This window comes from Streptomyces sp. 142MFCol3.1 (assembly GCF_000424945.1).
GTDB lineage: Bacteria > Actinomycetota > Actinomycetes > Streptomycetales > Streptomycetaceae > Streptomyces > Streptomyces siamensis.
Window position 1 is genome coordinate 21,122 of the sequence record NZ_AUKV01000042.1, and the last position, 17,390, is coordinate 38,511.

The window sequence follows — 17,390 nt, forward strand, 5'->3', positions numbered from 1 at the left end:
TCGGACTGCCCGCTTACTGGTTGTACGGACCGTAGTCGTAGTCCTCCAGCGGAACGGCCTGACCGGAGCCCGTGCCGAACGGCGAGTAGTCGATGTCGTCGTAGCCGACGGCCGAGTACATCGCGGCCTTGGCCTCCTCGGTCGGCTCGACCCGGATGTTGCGGTAGCGGGACAGACCCGTACCGGCCGGGATGAGCTTACCGATGATGACGTTCTCCTTGAGGCCGATGAGGCTGTCGGACTTGGCGTTGATCGCCGCGTCCGTCAGAACTCGGGTCGTCTCCTGGAAGGAGGCGGCCGACAGCCAGGACTCCGTCGCCAGCGAGGCCTTGGTGATACCCATGAGCTGCGGACGACCCGAAGCCGGGTGACCACCCTCCTGGACCACACGACGGTTCTCGGTCTCGAACTTCGAGCGCTCGACCAGCTCGCCGGGCAGCAGCTCCGCGTCGCCCGACTCGATGATCGTCACACGGCGCAGCATCTGCCGGATGATGATCTCGATGTGCTTGTCGTGGATCGACACACCCTGCGAGTTGTAGACCTTCTGGACCTCGCCGACCAGGTGAACCTGGACGGCACGCTGACCCAGGATGCGCAGCACGTCGTGCGGGTTGGTGGCACCCACGGTGAGCTTCTGGCCCACCTCGACGTGCTCGCCCTCGCTGACCAGGAGTCGGGCGCGCTTCGAGATCGGGAACGCCGTCTCGTCGCTGCCGTCGTCCGGGGTGACGACGAGCTTCTTGGTCTTCTCGGTCTCCTCGATCCGCACGCGGCCGGAGGCCTCGGAGATCGGGGCGACACCCTTCGGGGTACGGGCCTCGAAGAGCTCGACGACACGGGGCAGACCCTGGGTGATGTCGTCACCGGCCACACCACCGGTGTGGAAGGTACGCATCGTCAGCTGGGTGCCGGGCTCACCGATGGACTGGGCGGCGATGATGCCGACCGCCTCACCGATGTCGACCAGCTTGCCGGTGGCCAGCGAACGGCCGTAGCACATGGCGCAGGTGCCGACGGCGGACTCGCAGGTCAGGACCGAGCGGGTCTTGACCTCCTCGATGCCGTGCTTGACCAGCTCGTCGATGAGGACGTCGCCCAGGTCGGTGTTGGCCGGGGCCAGCACCACGCCGTCGACGACGATGTCCTCGGCCAGCGCACGTGCGTACACGCTGGTCTCGACGTTGTCCGCCTTGCGCAGGACACCGTCCGCGCCGCGCTCCGCGATGTGCAGCTTGAGGCCACGGTCGGTGCCGCAGTCCTCCTCGCGGATGATGACGTCCTGGGAGACGTCGACCAGACGACGGGTGAGGTAACCCGAGTCGGCGGTACGCAGAGCGGTGTCCGCCAGACCCTTACGGGCACCGTGCGTGGAGATGAAGTACTCCAGAACGGACAGGCCCTCACGGAAGGACGCCTTGATCGGACGCGGGATCGTCTCGTTCTTGGCGTTGGACACCAGACCACGCATACCGGCGATCTGACGCATCTGCATCATGTTTCCTCGGGCACCCGAGTCAACCATCATGAAGATGGGGTTCGTCTTCGGGAAGTTCGCGTTCATCGCCTCGGCGACCTCGTTGGTCGCCTTGGTCCAGATCGCGATGAGCTCCTGCGTGCGCTCGTCCTTGGTGATCAGACCGCGCTCGTACTGCTTCTGGACCTTCTCGTCCTGCGCCTCGTAGCCCTTGACGATCTCCTTCTTCGCCTCGGGAACGACGATGTCGGAGATGGCCACGGTGACGCCGGAGCGGGTCGCCCAGTAGAAGCCCGCCGCCTTCAGGTTGTCGAGCGTCGCCGCCACGATGACCTTGGGGTAGCGCTCGGCGAGGTCGTTGACGATCTCGGAGAGCTGCTTCTTGCCGACCTCGTAGTCGACGAACGGGTAGTCCTCGGGCAGCAGCTCGTTGAAGAGCGCGCGGCCCAGCGTGGTCTTCAGGCGGAAGGTGTCACCCTGCTGCCACTCCGGCTCGCCCTCCTCCTGCGCCGGCGGGGTCCAGCCGCGCGGCGGGATGGTGCCCACCGGGAAGCGGATGTCCACGCGCGACTGCAGCGAGAGCTCGCCGGCGTCGAACGCCATGATCGCCTCGGCCGCGGAGCCGAAGGACCGGTCCTCGCCCTTGACGTTGCGCAGCGCGCCGTCGGTGGTCAGGAAGAACAGACCGAGGACCATGTCCTGGGTCGGCATCGTGACCGGGCGGCCGTCGGCGGGCTTGAGGATGTTGTTCGAGGACAGCATCAGGATGCGGGCCTCGGCCTGCGCCTCCGCGGACAGCGGCAGGTGCACGGCCATCTGGTCACCGTCGAAGTCCGCGTTGAACGCGGTGCAGACGAGCGGGTGGATCTGGATGGCCTTGCCCTCGACCAGCTGGGGCTCGAAGGCCTGGATGCCGAGGCGGTGCAGCGTGGGCGCACGGTTCAGCAGAACCGGGTGCTCGGCGATGACCTCTTCGAGGACGTCGTACACGACCGTGCGGCCGCGCTCGACCATCCGCTTGGCGCTCTTGATGTTCTGCGCGTGGTTCAGGTCGACCAGGCGCTTCATCACGAACGGCTTGAAGAGCTCCAGCGCCATGGCCTTCGGCAGACCGCACTGGTGCAGCTTCAGCTGCGGACCGACGACGATCACGGAACGCGCGGAGTAGTCCACACGCTTACCGAGCAGGTTCTGACGGAATCGACCCTGCTTACCCTTCAGCATGTCGCTGAGGGACTTCAGCGGACGGTTGCCGGGGCCCGTCACCGGGCGACCACGACGGCCGTTGTCGAAGAGGGCGTCGACCGCCTCCTGGAGCATGCGCTTCTCGTTGTTCACGATGATCTCGGGCGCGCCGAGGTCGAGAAGCCGCTTCAGGCGGTTGTTGCGGTTGATGACACGGCGGTACAGGTCGTTCAGGTCGGAGGTCGCGAAGCGGCCACCGTCCAGCTGCACCATCGGACGCAGGTCCGGCGGGATGACCGGCACGCAGTCGAGCACCATGCCCTTGGGGCTGTTGCTGGTCTGCAGGAACGCGGAGACGACCTTGAGGCGCTTGAGCGCACGGGTCTTCTTCTGGCCCTTGCCGGTACGGATGATCTCGCGGAGGCGCTCGGCCTCCTCCTCCAGGTCGAAGGACTCCAGGCGCTTCTGCAGCGCCGCGGCACCCATCGAACCGTCGAAGTACGTGCCGAAGCGGTCACGCAGCTCGCGGTAGAGGAGCTCGTCGCCCTCCAGGTCCTGGACCTTGAGGTTCTTGAAGCGGGTCCACACCTCGTCGAGACGGTCGATCTCGCGCTGCGCACGGTCGCGCAGCTGCTTCATCTCGCGCTCGGCACCCTCACGCACCTTGCGGCGCACGTCGGCCTTGGCACCCTCGGCCTCGAGCTCGGCCAGGTCGGTCTCGAGCTTCTTGGCGCGGGCCTCGAGGTCGGCGTCGCGGCGGTTCTCGATCTGCTGACGCTCGACGGAGACGTGGGCCTCCAGCGAGGGCAGGTCGCGGGTGCGGCGCTCCTCGTCGACGTACGTGATCATGTACGCCGCGAAGTAGATGACCTTCTCCAGGTCCTTCGGGGCGAGGTCGAGCAGGTAGCCGAGGCGCGACGGAACGCCCTTGAAGTACCAGATGTGGGTGACGGGCGCGGCCAGTTCGATGTGGCCCATCCGCTCACGGCGCACCTTGGCGCGAGTGACCTCGACGCCACAGCGCTCACAGATGATGCCCTTGAAGCGGACACGCTTGTACTTACCGCAGTAGCACTCCCAGTCCCGGGTCGGACCGAAGATCTTCTCGCAGAAGAGTCCGTCCTTTTCGGGCTTGAGGGTGCGGTAGTTGATGGTCTCGGGCTTCTTGACCTCGCCGTGGCTCCACTGACGGATGTCGTCAGCGGTGGCCAGGCCGATCCGGAGCTCGTCGAAGAAGTTGACGTCGAGCACTATGCGTCAATCCCTCTCAGGGTCGTAAGTCTTGGGGTCTGATACGGGGGTCCTGGGGCCGGCCGGGCTCTTGTCGAACCCGGCCGGACTCCCGTCAGACCTCTTCGACGCTGCTCGGCTCGCGCCGGGACAGGTCGATGCCGAGCTCCTCCGCCGCGCGGAAGACGTCCTCGTCGGTGTCACGCATTTCGATGGACATACCGTCGCTGGACAGCACCTCCACGTTGAGGCAGAGAGACTGCATCTCCTTGATGAGCACCTTGAAGGACTCGGGGATGCCGGGCTCGGGGATGTTCTCGCCCTTGACGATGGCCTCGTAGACCTTCACGCGGCCGGTGACGTCGTCGGACTTGATGGTCAGCAGCTCCTGGAGGGCGTACGCGGCGCCGTAAGCCTCAAGCGCCCACACCTCCATCTCACCGAAGCGCTGGCCACCGAACTGGGCCTTACCACCCAGCGGCTGCTGGGTGATCATCGAGTACGGACCGGTCGAACGGGCGTGCAGCTTGTCGTCGACCAGGTGGTGCAGCTTGAGGATGTACATGTACCCGACGGAGATCGGGTCCGGGAACGGCTCGCCGGAGCGGCCGTCGAACAGCCTCGCCTTACCGGTCGGGAGCACCATGCGCTCGCCGTCGCGGTTCGGGATGGTGTGCTGCAGCAGGCCCGCGAGCTCGTCCTCACGCGCACCGTCGAAGACCGGGGTGGCGACGTTGGTGCGCGGGGCGACCTGGTCGGCACCGATGGCCTGCAGGCGCTGCGCCCACTCGTCGGCCAGGCCGGAGACGTCCCAGCCGCGGCTGGCGAGCCAGCCGAGGTGGATCTCCAGGACCTGTCCCGGGTTCATTCGGGACGGCACACCGAGGGGGTTGAGGATGATGTCGACCGGGGTGCCGTCCTCGAGGAACGGCATGTCCTCGATCGGGAGGATCTTGGAGATGACACCCTTGTTGCCGTGACGGCCGGCGAGCTTGTCACCGTCCGTGATCTTGCGCTTCTGCGCCACGTAGACACGAACCAGCTGGTTCACGCCCGGCGGCAGCTCGTCGCCCTCCTCACGGTCGAAGACGCGGACGCCGATGACCTTGCCGGTCTCGCCGTGCGGCACCTTCAGGGAGGTGTCGCGGACCTCGCGGGCCTTCTCACCGAAGATCGCGCGGAGCAGGCGCTCCTCCGGGGTCAGCTCGGTCTCACCCTTGGGGGTCACCTTGCCGACGAGGATGTCACCGGCGATGACCTCGGCGCCGATGCGGATGATGCCGCGCTCGTCGAGGTCGGCGAGGACCTCCTCGGAGACGTTCGGGATGTCCCGGGTGATCTCCTCGGGGCCGAGCTTGGTGTCACGGGCGTCGACCTCGTGCTCCTCGATGTGGATCGAGGAGAGGACGTCGTCCTGCACGAGGCGCTGCGACAGGATGATCGCGTCCTCGTAGTTGTGACCCTCCCACGGCATGAACGCCACGAGCAGGTTCTTGCCGAGCGCCATCTCGCCGTTCTCGGTCGCCGGGCCGTCGGCCAGGACCTGGCCGGCGATGACCCGGGCGCCCTCGTCCACGACAACCTTCTGGTTGACGGACGTGCCCTGGTTGGAGCGGGAGAACTTCGCGAGGCGGTACGTGGTGTACGTGCCGTCGTCGTTGGCGGTGGTGATGTAGTCCGCGGAGACCTCCTGGACCACACCGTCCTTCTCCGACTTGAGCACGTCGCCGGCGTCGACGGCGCAGCGGTACTCCATGCCGGTGCCGACGAGCGGCGCCTCGGACTTAATCAGCGGCACGGCCTGACGCATCATGTTCGCGCCCATGAGGGCACGGTTGGCGTCGTCGTGCTCGAGGAACGGGATCATGGCGGTCGCGACCGACACCATCTGGCGCGGCGAGACGTCCATGTAGTCGACGTCGTCACCGGGGACGTAGTCGACCTCGCCGCCACGACGGCGGACCAGGACGCGGGACTCCTCGAAGCGGAACTCGTCCGTCAGCGGCGCGTTGGCCTGCGCGATGACGAAGCGGTCCTCCTCGTCGGCGGTCAGGTAGTCGACCTCGTCGGTGACGACACCCTCGACGACCTTGCGGTACGGCGTCTCGACGAAGCCGAACGCGTTGACGCGACCGTAGGAGGCGAGCGAGCCGATCAGACCGATGTTCGGGCCTTCGGGCGTCTCGATCGGGCACATGCGGCCGTAGTGCGAGGGGTGCACGTCGCGGACCTCGAAGCCGGCCCGCTCACGGGACAGACCACCCGGGCCGAGCGCGGACAGACGACGCTTGTGCGTCAGCCCGGACAGCGGGTTGTTCTGGTCCATGAACTGCGACAGCTGGCTGGTGCCGAAGAACTCCTTGATGGAGGCGACGACCGGCCGGATGTTGATCAGGGTCTGCGGCGTGATCGCCTCGACGTCCTGGGTCGTCATGCGCTCGCGGACGACGCGCTCCATACGAGCCAGACCCGTGCGGACCTGGTTCTGGATGAGCTCGCCGACGTTGCGCAGACGACGGTTGCCGAAGTGGTCGATGTCGTCGGTCTCGACGACGATCGACGTGCCGTTGTCACCGACGGTCTCGGTCTCACCAGCGTGCAGCTTCACCAGGTACTTGATCGACGAGATGATGTCCTCGACGGTCAGGATGCCGGCGTCGAGCGGGGCGTCGCCGCCCAGCTTCTTGTTGACCTTGTAGCGGCCGACCTTCGCGAGGTCGTAGCGCTTCGGGTTGAAGTAGAGGTTCTCGAGCAGCGTCTGCGCGGCCTCACGCGTGGGGGGCTCGCCCGGACGCAGCTTGCGGTAGATGTCGAGCAGCGCGTCGTCCTGGCCCTGGGTGTGGTCCTTCTCCAGGGTGGCGCGCATGGACTCGTACTCGCCGAACTCCTCGAGGATCTGCTCGGTCGTCCAACCGAGAGCCTTGAGCAGGACGGTCACGGACTGCTTGCGCTTGCGGTCGATGCGCACACCGACCATGTCGCGCTTGTCGATCTCCATCTCCAGCCAGGCGCCCCGGGACGGGATGACCTTGGCCGAGAAGATGTCCTTGTCGGACGTCTTGTCGATGGAGGAGTCGAAGTAGACGCCCGGCGAGCGGACGAGCTGCGACACCACGACACGCTCGGTGCCGTTGATGACGAAGGTGCCCTTGTTGGTCATGAGCGGGAAGTCGCCCATGAAGACCGTCTGGGACTTGATCTCGCCGGTCTCGTTGTTGGTGAACTCGGCGGTGACGAAGAGCGGGGCCGCGTACGTGAAGTCGCGCTCCTTGCACTCGTCGATGGAGTTCTTCGGGGGCTCGAAGCGGTGGTCGCGGAACGTCAGCGACATCGACCCGGAGAAGTCCTCGATCGGGGAGATCTCCTCGAAGATCTCCTCCAGACCGGACTTCGTGGGGACGTCCTGTCCGTTGTCCAGAGCCGCCTCGACACGAGCCTTCCACGCGTCGTTGCCGAGCAGCCAGTCGAAGCTCTCGGTTTGCAACGCAAGAAGGTTCGGAACCTCAAGGGGCTCCTTGATCTTTGCAAAGGAGATGCGCAGCGGGGCGGTGCTGGCGCCGTTGTTCGTATTCGCGGTCGAGGCAGTGCGCGAGGCGGCCAAGAGGGGGTCCTTCCGAGGGCTCGGACTCACTACGCGCGTACCGGTCCCATGCTGGACACAGAGAGAGGCCGTTCCCGAATCAGCCGGATAAGGCCAGGTCGGGGACGATTCAATCGTCGGTGCTCATGCACGGGCATGCCCCTGGTGACGGGCAGGAGGCAGCTAACAGGCAGCGCAAAGGGTCAGTGTAGCCACTCGGCCCACTGATGTCCAGTCCCGGTTTTTGAGACCCTCGTTGTTCTCAACACCTGCGGCAAGCCACGCCCTCAATGCACATCGATACTGCCCTCTTCGTCGTCGATCCATGCCTCGGATTCGGATCGTTGTGACGACGCGTCCTGAGAATTGCGCGCTGCGTGCGGTTCGTCAAGGCCCCCCATGCCCCAAGCAAGTGCCGCGATCGTCACGTGCGGCACCTCTTGCAACCCGTCTTGCAGCCCGTCACAGGGCGGGCGGAGGCACAACGAAGATCACCATACTCGTCGCCACCGACAGCGCAAGGCAGCCGCCGCGGCGACCCCCTGGAACGCCGAAGAGCGACCACCCAGTTGGGTGATCGCTCTTCAGTGCGTCAGCGTTACAGCGCCGCCGGAACGCCTCGCGGCGCCTCCGGAGAGGGCTGTTTCAGCTCGCGGTACGGTCCGCGGGGACCGTGAGGTGTTACTTGACCTCGACGGCCGCGCCGGCGCCCTTGAGGGCCTCGGCAGCCTTGTCCGCGGCCTCCTTGTTGACCTTCTCCAGGACCGGCTTCGGGGTGCCGTCGACGAGGTCCTTGGCCTCCTTCAGACCCAGGGAGGTCAGCTCGCGCACGACCTTGATGACCTGGATCTTCTTGTCGCCGGCACCGGTGAGGATGACGTCGAACTCGTCCTTCTCCTCGGCGGCCTCGACCGGGGCACCGGCAACCGGGCCACCGGCGACGGCGACGGCCGCGGCGGCGGTGACGTCGAACTTCTCCTCGAAGGCCTTCACGAACTCGGAGAGCTCGATGAGGGTCATCTCCTCGAACTGAGCGAGCAGGTCTTCCTGGCTGAGCTTCGCCATGATGGGCGATCCTTCCACTAATTCGGCTGGTGCCGGATGTACATGTCGGCGGGCGTACTTTCGGCCCGCTTCGACCGTCGCCTCAGGCGGCGTCGGTCAACGTGCGAGCCGAATTACTCGGCACCGCCCTGCTCGTCCTGCTTGGCACGAAGAGCGTCCACGGTGCGGACGAGCTTCGAGGGAAGCGCCTGGAAGAGCTGCGCAGTCTGCGTCTGCTTGCCCTTGAAGGCACCCGCCAGCTTGGCGAGCAGAACCTCGCGGGACTCAAGGTCCGCAAGCTTTTTGATCTCGTCGGCGGACAGCGCCTTGCCGTCAAGGACACCGCCCTTGATGACGAGGTTCGGGTTGTCCTTGGCGAAGTCACGAAGACCCTTCGCCGACACCACCGGGTCACCGGTGATGAAGGCGACCGCCGTCGGACCGTTGAACAGGTCGTCGAGCGTGGAGATCCCGGCCTCGTTGGCCGCAATCTTGGTCAGCGTGTTCTTCACCACGGCGTACTGGGCGTCGTCACCGAGCGAACGGCGCAGCGTCTTGAGCTGCGCCACGGTGAGACCCCGGTACTCGGTCAGCACGGCGGCATTCGAGCTGCGGAACTGGTCCGCGAGCTCGGCTACCGCGGCAGCCTTGTCGGGCCTTGCCATAGAGCGTGGCCTCCTTCCGGGTGATGAGGACCGCTCGGAAGGGGCTGGGCAAAACGAAACGCCCCGGCGCAGGCGCTCGGGGCGTAGCTCGACCGGTATGTTCGCTTGCTGGGCAAGCGGACTCCGGGAGCACATCCACAGTCACCTGCGCGGGTCGTCCGCAGTTCAGCGGATCCTTCGGCCACCACGTCCTCTTGCGAGCACACGGCAACGACCAGCGGTCTTTGGCTTCTGGAGAACAGTACGTGAAGGGGGCGCCACCGAGCAAATCCGTCAAGGGACAGGCCCCCGGGCCCCACGGGCCGGCACTCACCGGCCCCGGAACGCGGTGGGCCGGGTCCGGGGCGGACGGGCCGGGGCCGGCCCCCGACGGGCCCCGCCGGCCCGCGGCGCGTCAGCCCTGTGCGCCCTTCAGCATCTCGGCGAGGTCGACGGTGTCGCCGGCGGCCGGGGCCTTGATCGACACCGGCTTGTTGAAGTCGAGGAAGGTGATGGTCACGTCGAACGGGCCCTTGTCGGCGTCGGCGCGGGTGCGGAACTGCTTGGTGTGGTCGTCGCCGTCGATCCACATGTCCATCGCGAGCTTGTCGATGCCCAGGTCCTCGTACTGCTTGAGGCTCTTCTCGCGGCGCTCGCGGGTCGACTTCTTCTCGTCCTCGAGGCTCGCGCGCAGGGCGTCGAGGGTGACCGTGCCCTTGTAGTGGGTGGTCTCGACGCCGTCGACCTTCTCGGCGCCGACCTTCTTCACGTCCTTGGAGCCGGACAGGAAGGTGGACTCCTGGGCGGGGTTCTGGTCGGCCTGGTCGGAGAGCTTGCTCGCGTCGAATCCCGGCGAGCCGTCCCCGCGCTCGGCCATCCCGGACATGTCGAACTTCATCCAGTGCTTGCCGTCGAGTTCCTTGGCGGCGTCCTCGCCCCCGCCCAGATACATGACCTTGTCGACGATCCGCAGCTCCGTCGTACCGCCGTCCTGGCCGGCCGCCGTGATCTTCATGCTCATGGCCAGCGGCTCCATGTTCATCGCCGCGGTGGCCTTGACCCGGCCCGACTCCGGGACCGTGCCGCTCATCCGGTAGCGCAGGGACGTGATGTCCTCGCTGTTCTTGGCCGCTCTGGCGACGGCCGCGGCGGGCGCCATCTTCGGCTCGTCCTCGGCCTTCGACTTGGCGCAGCCGACGGCGCCGCCGCCGAGGACCAGCGCGGCAAGCGCCGCTCCGGTCGCCCCGCGTCGCACGGTGGCGCGAACAGAAATCCCCATGGTTCCCCCCAGGAAACACTTGAGTGATACACAGACTGGCCGTGAGCGTATCCCAAGGGGTGCGGGTGGTCCTTTCCATTTCCCGTGGGGCGGACGGGGCGGGTGGGAGCCGGTCCAGGCGGGCTCGGGGCAATCGGGGCCTCGCTTGTTCCGGGCCGGGCGGGTGCGGCGCGCTCGCCGCATCCGCCGCACGCCGGTTCTCAGGAGCTGGTGCCGCCGGTCGCGCCCTGCCGCTGCATGAGGTCCTTGAAGTCGGCGGTGTCACCGGCCGGCGGCTCCTCGGCAGAGACCTTCACGCCGTAGTCGCTGTAGTAGGCCGTGGAGGACATGGTGCCGGTGGACAGCTCGCCCTTCTCGACCTTCTTGACCAGCAGGTCGTCGCCATTGACCCAGATGTCGATCTGTTCCGTGCTGACGCCCGCCTGGGTGAGCTGCTTCTTCAGGTCGGCCAGCTGGCCGGCGCTGAGGTTGGAGCTCTTGCCGGCGAGGTCCGCGACGTCCACGGTGCCGGAGTAGTGCGTGGCCTGCTCGCCGCGCACCGTCTCCTCGCCGACCTTGCGGACGTCGCCGGAGGCCAGCAGGAGCTTCACGGACTGGTTCGGCGTGGTGTTCTGCATCTGGTCCTTCAGATACGCGCCGGAGCCACCGCCGAGCTTGGCGAGGTCGTCGTACCCGTACCGGATCCAGTGCTTGCCGCCCGCCTGTTCGGCGAACTTGTCGCTCATCCGCGCGTAGTAGGCGTCGGGCAGATAGCGGGCCTGCATCGACGTGCTGCCCGTCTGACGCATCGTGTCGGCCATCGTGCCGCCGGTGTACGTGATGGTCAGGTTGCCGGTGAGGCCGTCGGCCCAGCCCATGGCTCCGTCGGCCTTCATGGACATCAGCGTGCCCATGGTCGTCGTCGACTCGACCTTGGCGGAGTCGGCGGAGTCGGTGGACTTCTCCGCGGAGCGCAGGGCGGCGACGGGACTCACGTGCGTGGTGCCCTTGTGCACCGCCTTGTCGTCCTTGCCCGAGCCTCCCGAGGACTCCGAGGAACTGCAGGCGGCCACCCCTGTCAGTGCGCCGGCCAGCGCGATCGAGAGGGTCACGCGACGCACGGTCGTGCTCTTCATTCGTCCCACCCCTATGCGAAATCTGTGTCCTGCACGCTAGCGCAGCCCACTGACACCCGTATCCGGATTCTTCGTCCGCAGACAGGGACGGGCCCCGCACCTCGAAAGGTTGCGGGGCCCGTGTCAAGAACGCGTGCGCGACGCGGTCACCGGGGTGAGCTCAAGGCTCAGACGGCGGCCGGGTCCTCCTCGACGAGGAGGTTGCGGGTGCGGTTCGGGTCGACCGGAACGCCGGGGCCGATCGTGGTGCTGATCGCGGCCTTCTTGATGTAGCGACCCTTGGCGGCCGACGGCTTCAGACGAAGGATCTCTTCGAGCGCGGCGCCGTAGTTCTCCACCAGCTTGGTGTCGTCGAAGGACACCTTGCCGATGATGAAGTGCAGGTTCGAGTGCTTGTCGACGCGGAACTCGATCTTGCCACCCTTGATCTCGGTGACAGCCTTCGCGACGTCCGGGGTCACGGTGCCGGTCTTGGGGTTCGGCATGAGACCACGGGGACCGAGGACGCGGCCGAGGCGACCGACCTTGCCCATGAGGTCCGGGGTGGCGACGACGGCGTCGAAGTCCAGACGGCCCTTCGCCACCTCGTCGATCAGCTCGTCGGAGCCGACGATGTCGGCGCCCGCGGCAGTCGCGGCCTCGGCACGCTCACCGGTCGCGAAGACCAGGACCCGGGCGGTCTTGCCGGTGCCGTGCGGGAGGTTCACGGTGCCACGGACCATCTGGTCGGCCTTGCGCGGGTCGACACCCAGACGGAAGGCGACCTCGACGGTGCCGTCGAACTTGGTCGTGGAGGTCTCCTTGGCCAGACGGACGGCCTCGAGCGGGGCGTAGAGCTTGTCCCGGTCGACCTTGGCGTCCGCAGCGCGGAGAGACTTGCTGCGCTTGCTCACTACTGCTCCTGATGTGTTCTGAGGAGTCGTGGTGCGGGCCGAGCAGGCCCTTCCACGGTTGTCCTGAAGGTGGGTGTCAGCCCTCGACCGTGATGCCCATGGAACGGGCGGTGCCGGCGATGATCTTCGCGGCGGCGTCCAGGTCGTTGGCGTTGAGGTCGGGCATCTTGGTGGTGGCGATCTCGCGGACCTGCGCCTCGGTGATCTTGGCGACCTTGGTCTTGTGCGGCTCGCCGGAGCCCTTCTCGACACCCGCGGCCTTGAGGATCATCTTGGCGGCCGGCGGCGTCTTGGTGATGAAGGTGAAGGAACGGTCCTCGTAGACCGTGATCTCCACCGGGATGACCCAACCGCGCTGCGACTCGGTCGCGGCGTTGTAGGCCTTGCAGAACTCCATGATGTTGACGCCGTGCTGACCCAGCGCCGGGCCGACCGGCGGAGCCGGGTTGGCGGCGCCGGCCTGGATCTGGAGCTTGATGAGCCCCGTGACCTTCTTCTTCTTGGGAGGCATGTGCTCTCTCCGGGTCCTAGTGAGAGTTTTCAGCTTCCGTCCGGTTCATCCGGATGGAGGCATACCGCACAACGATAACGGGTATCCTCGCGCGGCCAAAAACCGAGCAGGTCAGACGGTCTCCCGCAAGCGGGAGGTGCCCCCAGTGAGAGCCCGTCTGACCTGTTCGGAAGCAGTGGATCCGAAAGAACGTCAGTTCTTCTGGATCTGGTCGAAGGAGAGCTCGACCGGGGTCTCGCGGCCGAAGATCTCGACGAGGCCCTTGACCTTCTTCGAGTCGGCGTTGATCTCGTTGATGGTCGCCTGCAGCGTGGCGAAGGGGCCGTCGGTGACGGTGACCGAGTCGCCGACCTCGAAGTCCAGCACCTGGACCTCGACCTTGCGCTGCGGGGCGGGCTTGCCCTCGGCCTCGGCGGCCTCGCGTGCGGCCTTCTCCTCGGCCTCGGGGGCGAGCATCTTGACGATCTCGTCCAGGGTCAGCGGGTACGGGTCGTAGGCGTTGCCCACGAAGCCGGTGACGCCGGGAGTGTTGCGGACGACACCCCAGGACTCGTTCGTCAGGTCCATGCGGACCAGGACGTAGCCCGGGAGCTTGTTCTGCTTGATCGTCTTGCGCTCGCCGTTCTTGATCTGCGCGACCTCTTCCTGCGGCACCTCGGCCTGGAAGATGAAGTCCTCGACGTTCAGCGAGACGGCGCGCTGTTCGAGGTTGGTCTTCACGCGGTTCTCGTAACCGGCGTAGGTGTGGATGACGTACCACTCGCCGGGGAGAGTGCGCAGTTCCTCGCGCAGCGCGGTGACGGGGTCGACGGGCTCGGCCTCTTCTTCGGCCTCTTCCTCGTCGAGGGCTTCCTCGGAGACCTCTTCGTCCTCGGAGACCTCTTCGTCCTCGACGTCCTCACCGGACTCGTCCTCGACGTGGAGGGCGGCCTCTTCGGCGGGCTCGCCGGCTTCGGCGTCGGCAGCGTCGACCTCGTCCGGGTCCTCGGTGTCCGCGCCCTCCACGATGTCGAGCTCGTCCTCGACGGACTCGACCGACTCGGAGGCGTCGTTCAGGTTCGGGTCAGACACGGTGGCTGCTTCTTCCTGGATGCATGGGGGTGGAACACGCGAAAGGGGCGCCGGTGACGGCGCCCTTCGCTCTCGGCTCAGCCGAAGACGTACTTGGCGGCGTGGTTGAGTCCATAGTCAATCACGGTCACCAAGGCGATCATGATGACGACGAAGACAATCACCACTGTGGTGTACGTCGTCAGCTGGTTGCGAGTCGGCCAGACGACCTTGCGGAGCTCCGCGATGATCTGGCGGTAGAAGGTGGCAAGGCGCTTCAGCGGGCCCTGCTTGGCACGCTTACCGCCCTTGCGGGGCTTCTTCTTGGACTCGGGCGCCTCGGCATCAGGCATGTCGATGGAGCCCACGGCGTCCGTCACTCGTCCTCACCTGATTCCGGGTCGTGGCCGTGCCGCGCCCGGTTGAGCCGCACGGCGGTGCATTGCAGTACGTACATGCGCACACATCCTGGCGAAGGAGTGTGTAGCAGGGCCGGAGGGACTTGAACCCCCAACCGCTGGTTTTGGAGACCAGTGCTCTACCAATTGAGCTACGACCCTTTGATTTCCCCCAACGTACCGCATTCGCCCGGGTGCTCGTTGTGCACCCGGTGAGTGCGGCCGGTGAAGGCCAACGAGGTGAGAGTGTACGTGCTCCCGGGGCGGGCGTCGAACAGAAAGTGTCCGCACGGGCCTCCCATGACGAAGATCCACTGGTGAGCCGTCCGGATCCGGACGGATGTTCTGTGGATGTTCAGTCCGTGAAACCCGCGTGCCGGGGGCGTTTCGGGTCTGAAACGATGGGTGCATGAGCGCTGCAACCCCTCCCACCGAGCGCCGGGTCTCCGCCCGAGTCGGCGCGATCTCCGAGTCCGCCACCCTCGCCGTGGACGCCAAGGCCAAGGCCCTCAAGGCCGCCGGGCGTCCGGTGATCGGCTTCGGCGCCGGTGAGCCCGACTTCCCGACCCCGGGCTACATCGTCGAGGCCGCCATCGAGGCGTGCAAGAACCCGAAGTACCACCGCTACACGCCGGCCGGCGGTCTGCCCGAGCTGAAGTCCGCCATCGCGGCGAAGACCCTGCGCGACTCCGGCTACGAGGTGGAGGCCGCCCAGGTCCTGGTCACCAACGGCGGCAAGCAGGCCATCTACGAGGCCTTCGCCGCGATCCTCGACCCGGGCGACGAGGTCATCGTCCCGGCGCCGTACTGGACGACGTACCCGGAGTCGATCCGTCTCGCCGGCGGTGTGCCGGTGGAGGCCGTCGCCGACGAGACCACCGGCTACCGCGTCTCGGTCGAGCAGCTGGAGGAGGCCCGCACCGAGAACACGAAGGTGCTGCTGTTCGTCTCCCCCTCGAACCCGACCGGCGCGGTCTACACCCGTGAGCAGATCGAGGAGATCGGCCGCTGGGCCGCCGAGAAGGGCCTGTGGGTCCTGACCGACGAGATCTACGAGCACCTGGTCTACGGGGACGCCGAGTTCCACTCCCTGCCGGTGGTCGTGCCCGAGCTGCGCGACAAGTGCATCGTGGTCAACGGCGTCGCCAAGACGTACGCGATGACCGGCTGGCGCGTGGGCTGGGTCATCGGCCCGAAGGACGTCGTCAAGGCCGCGACGAACCTCCAGTCGCACGCCACGTCCAACGTCTCCAACGTGGCGCAGGTCGCCGCGCTCGCCGCCGTCTCGGGCGGCCTGGAGGCCGTCGCCGAGATGCGCGAGGCCTTCGACCGCCGCCGCAAGACCATCGTGCGCATGCTGAACGAGATCGACGGTGTGCTCTGCCCGGAGCCCGAAGGCGCCTTCTACGCGTACCCGTCGGTCAAGGGCCTGCTCGGCAAGGAGATCCGCGGTAAGCGCCCGCAGGACACCGTCGAGCTGGCCGCGCTGATCCTGGAGGAGGCCGAGGTCGCGGTCGTCCCGGGCGAGGCCTTCGGCACGCCGGGCTACCTGCGTCTGTCGTACGCCCTCGGTGACGAGGACCTCGTCGAGGGCGTCTCACGGATCCAGAAGCTGCTGGCCGAGGCGCGGGACTGACGTTCTCGTACGCCCTCGGGGGCGTCGTTCTCGATGTCGCGCTGCACGCGCGTGTGCGGGCCGTTTCCCTTCGGGGGAGCGGCCCGTCCGCTTCGGGCGCCCCGGCCGGCCCGCGGTGGGGCCCAGCCCGCCCGGTCGGGTGCCGTGGCGGCAGCGGGGAGCCGGCCCGTTCGTCCGTGCGATCAAGGCCACTAAAGAGGAAACGGCTACCGGGAGGGCGGGGAGGTGCGGCAGGATCCTGGGATGGAGCGTGTACGTGATGTCTCTGAGCTGCCGAAAGCCCATCTGCACCTGCACTTCACCGGTTCGATGCGGTCGACCACCCTGCTGGAGCTGGCCGACAAATACGGTGTCCGGCTGCCGGAGGCGCTGACCGACGCGCTGACCAGCGGGGAGCCGCCGAGACTGCGGGCGACCGACGAGCGCGGCTGGTTCCGCTTCCAGCGCCTGTACGACGCGGCCCGCTCGTGCCTCAGGAAGCCCGAGGACATCCAGCGGCTGGTCCGTGAGGCCGCCGAGGAGGACCTGCGGGACGGCTCGGGCTGGCTGGAGATCCAGGTCGACCCGACGTCGTACGCCCCGCGTCTGGGCGGGCTCATCCCGGCGCTGGAGGTGATCCTGGACGCGGTGGACTCGGCGGTGCGGGACACCGGTCTCGGGATGCGGGTCCTGGTGGCGGCGAACCGGATAAAGCACCCGCTGGACGCCCGTACGCTGGCCCGTCTCGCGGTGCGGTACGCGGACCGGGGCATCGTCGGTTTCGGGCTCTCCAACGACGAACGGCGCGGCATGGCGCGGGACTTCGACCGGGCCTTCGCCATCGCGCGCGACGGCGGGCTGCTGTCCGCCCCGCACGGCGGGGAGCTGACCGGCCCGGCTTCGGTGCGTGACTGCCTGGACGACCTGCACGCCTCCCGGATCGGCCACGGGGTGCGGGCCGCGGAGGACCCGCGGCTGCTGAAGCGCCTCGCGGACCGCCAGGTCACCTGTGAGGTGTGTCCGGCCTCGAACGTCGCCCTGGGCGTCTACGAGAAGCCCGAGGACGTCCCCCTGCGCACTTTGTTCGAGGCGGGTGTCCCGATGGCGCTCGGCGCCGACGATCCGCTGCTCTTCGGTTCCCGCCTGGCCGCCCAGTACGACTTCGCCCGCCGCCACCACTCCTTCACGGACGCGGAGCTGGCCGAGCTGGCGCGCCAGTCCATCCGCGGTTCGGCGGCCCCGGAGGACGTGCGGGCGAAGCTGCTGGCGGGGGTCGACGACTGGCTGACGTCCTGAGGGGCAGCACGCGGCCGTCCGGGGCGGGCGCGGGCGGCAGCGTGCAGGGCGTGAGGCTGTGCCGCGCCTGCGC

Annotated in this window: 12 protein-coding genes and 1 tRNA gene; 2 read left to right on the plus strand and 11 right to left on the minus strand. The window is 67.3% G+C overall.

What is annotated here, in order from left to right; all coding sequences use genetic code 11:
- Window positions 1-13 precede the first annotated feature (13 nt).
- The 11 genes from H305_RS0138290 to H305_RS0138345 form a co-directional block, all read right to left on the minus strand.
- Window positions 14-3,913, minus strand: coding sequence for a DNA-directed RNA polymerase subunit beta' (locus H305_RS0138290; protein WP_028805109.1), 3,900 nt, complete (start codon window positions 3,911-3,913; stop codon window positions 14-16).
- Between the two features lie 94 nt (window positions 3,914-4,007).
- Window positions 4,008-7,493 carry a DNA-directed RNA polymerase subunit beta gene (gene rpoB / locus H305_RS0138295; RefSeq protein ID WP_028805110.1) on the minus strand — a complete coding sequence of 1,162 codons (3,486 nt, stop codon included), beginning with the start codon at window positions 7,491-7,493 and terminating at the stop codon, window positions 4,008-4,010.
- Between the two features lie 660 nt (window positions 7,494-8,153).
- On the minus strand, window positions 8,154-8,537 hold the full coding sequence (rplL, locus tag H305_RS0138300; protein ID WP_028805111.1) for a 50S ribosomal protein L7/L12: 384 nt from the start codon (window positions 8,535-8,537) through the stop codon (window positions 8,154-8,156).
- A gap of 113 nt (window positions 8,538-8,650) precedes the next feature.
- Window positions 8,651-9,181, minus strand: a complete 531-nt coding sequence (gene rplJ, locus H305_RS0138305) for a 50S ribosomal protein L10 (protein WP_028805112.1) — start codon at window positions 9,179-9,181, stop codon at window positions 8,651-8,653.
- Window positions 9,182-9,575: 394 nt separating this feature from the next.
- Window positions 9,576-10,439 carry a hypothetical protein gene (locus H305_RS0138310; RefSeq protein ID WP_028805113.1) on the minus strand — a complete coding sequence of 288 codons (864 nt, stop codon included), beginning with the start codon at window positions 10,437-10,439 and terminating at the stop codon, window positions 9,576-9,578.
- Between the two features lie 200 nt (window positions 10,440-10,639).
- Complete coding sequence (locus H305_RS0138315; protein ID WP_028805114.1) at window positions 10,640-11,554, minus strand: hypothetical protein; 915 nt, start codon at window positions 11,552-11,554, stop codon at window positions 10,640-10,642.
- Window positions 11,555-11,721: 167 nt separating this feature from the next.
- Entirely contained in the window at window positions 11,722-12,447 is a 726-nt protein-coding gene (gene rplA / locus H305_RS0138320; protein ID WP_028805115.1) for a 50S ribosomal protein L1, read from the minus strand.
- Between the two features lie 76 nt (window positions 12,448-12,523).
- Window positions 12,524-12,958, minus strand: a complete 435-nt coding sequence (gene rplK / locus H305_RS0138325) for a 50S ribosomal protein L11 (RefSeq protein WP_028805116.1) — start codon at window positions 12,956-12,958, stop codon at window positions 12,524-12,526.
- Window positions 12,959-13,150: 192 nt separating this feature from the next.
- Window positions 13,151-14,029: a transcription termination/antitermination protein NusG gene (nusG, locus tag H305_RS0138330; RefSeq protein ID WP_028805117.1), complete on the minus strand. Its 879-nt coding sequence runs from the start codon at window positions 14,027-14,029 to the stop codon at window positions 13,151-13,153.
- 77 nt (window positions 14,030-14,106) lie between these two features.
- Complete coding sequence (gene secE, locus H305_RS0138335; RefSeq protein ID WP_028805118.1) at window positions 14,107-14,388, minus strand: preprotein translocase subunit SecE; 282 nt, start codon at window positions 14,386-14,388, stop codon at window positions 14,107-14,109.
- A 107-nt stretch (window positions 14,389-14,495) separates the two neighbouring features.
- Window positions 14,496-14,568: transfer RNA gene (locus H305_RS0138345), tRNA-Trp, on the minus strand.
- A 247-nt stretch (window positions 14,569-14,815) separates the two neighbouring features.
- Here H305_RS0138345 and H305_RS0138350 point away from each other — a divergent pair.
- Together H305_RS0138350 and H305_RS0138355 are read left to right on the plus strand one after the other, a co-directional pair.
- On the plus strand, window positions 14,816-16,042 hold the full coding sequence (locus H305_RS0138350; protein WP_028805119.1) for a pyridoxal phosphate-dependent aminotransferase: 1,227 nt from the start codon (window positions 14,816-14,818) through the stop codon (window positions 16,040-16,042).
- A 243-nt stretch (window positions 16,043-16,285) separates the two neighbouring features.
- Window positions 16,286-17,317, plus strand: coding sequence for an adenosine deaminase (locus tag H305_RS0138355; RefSeq protein WP_028805120.1), 1,032 nt, complete (start codon window positions 16,286-16,288; stop codon window positions 17,315-17,317).
- Window positions 17,318-17,390: the final 73 nt, after the last annotated feature.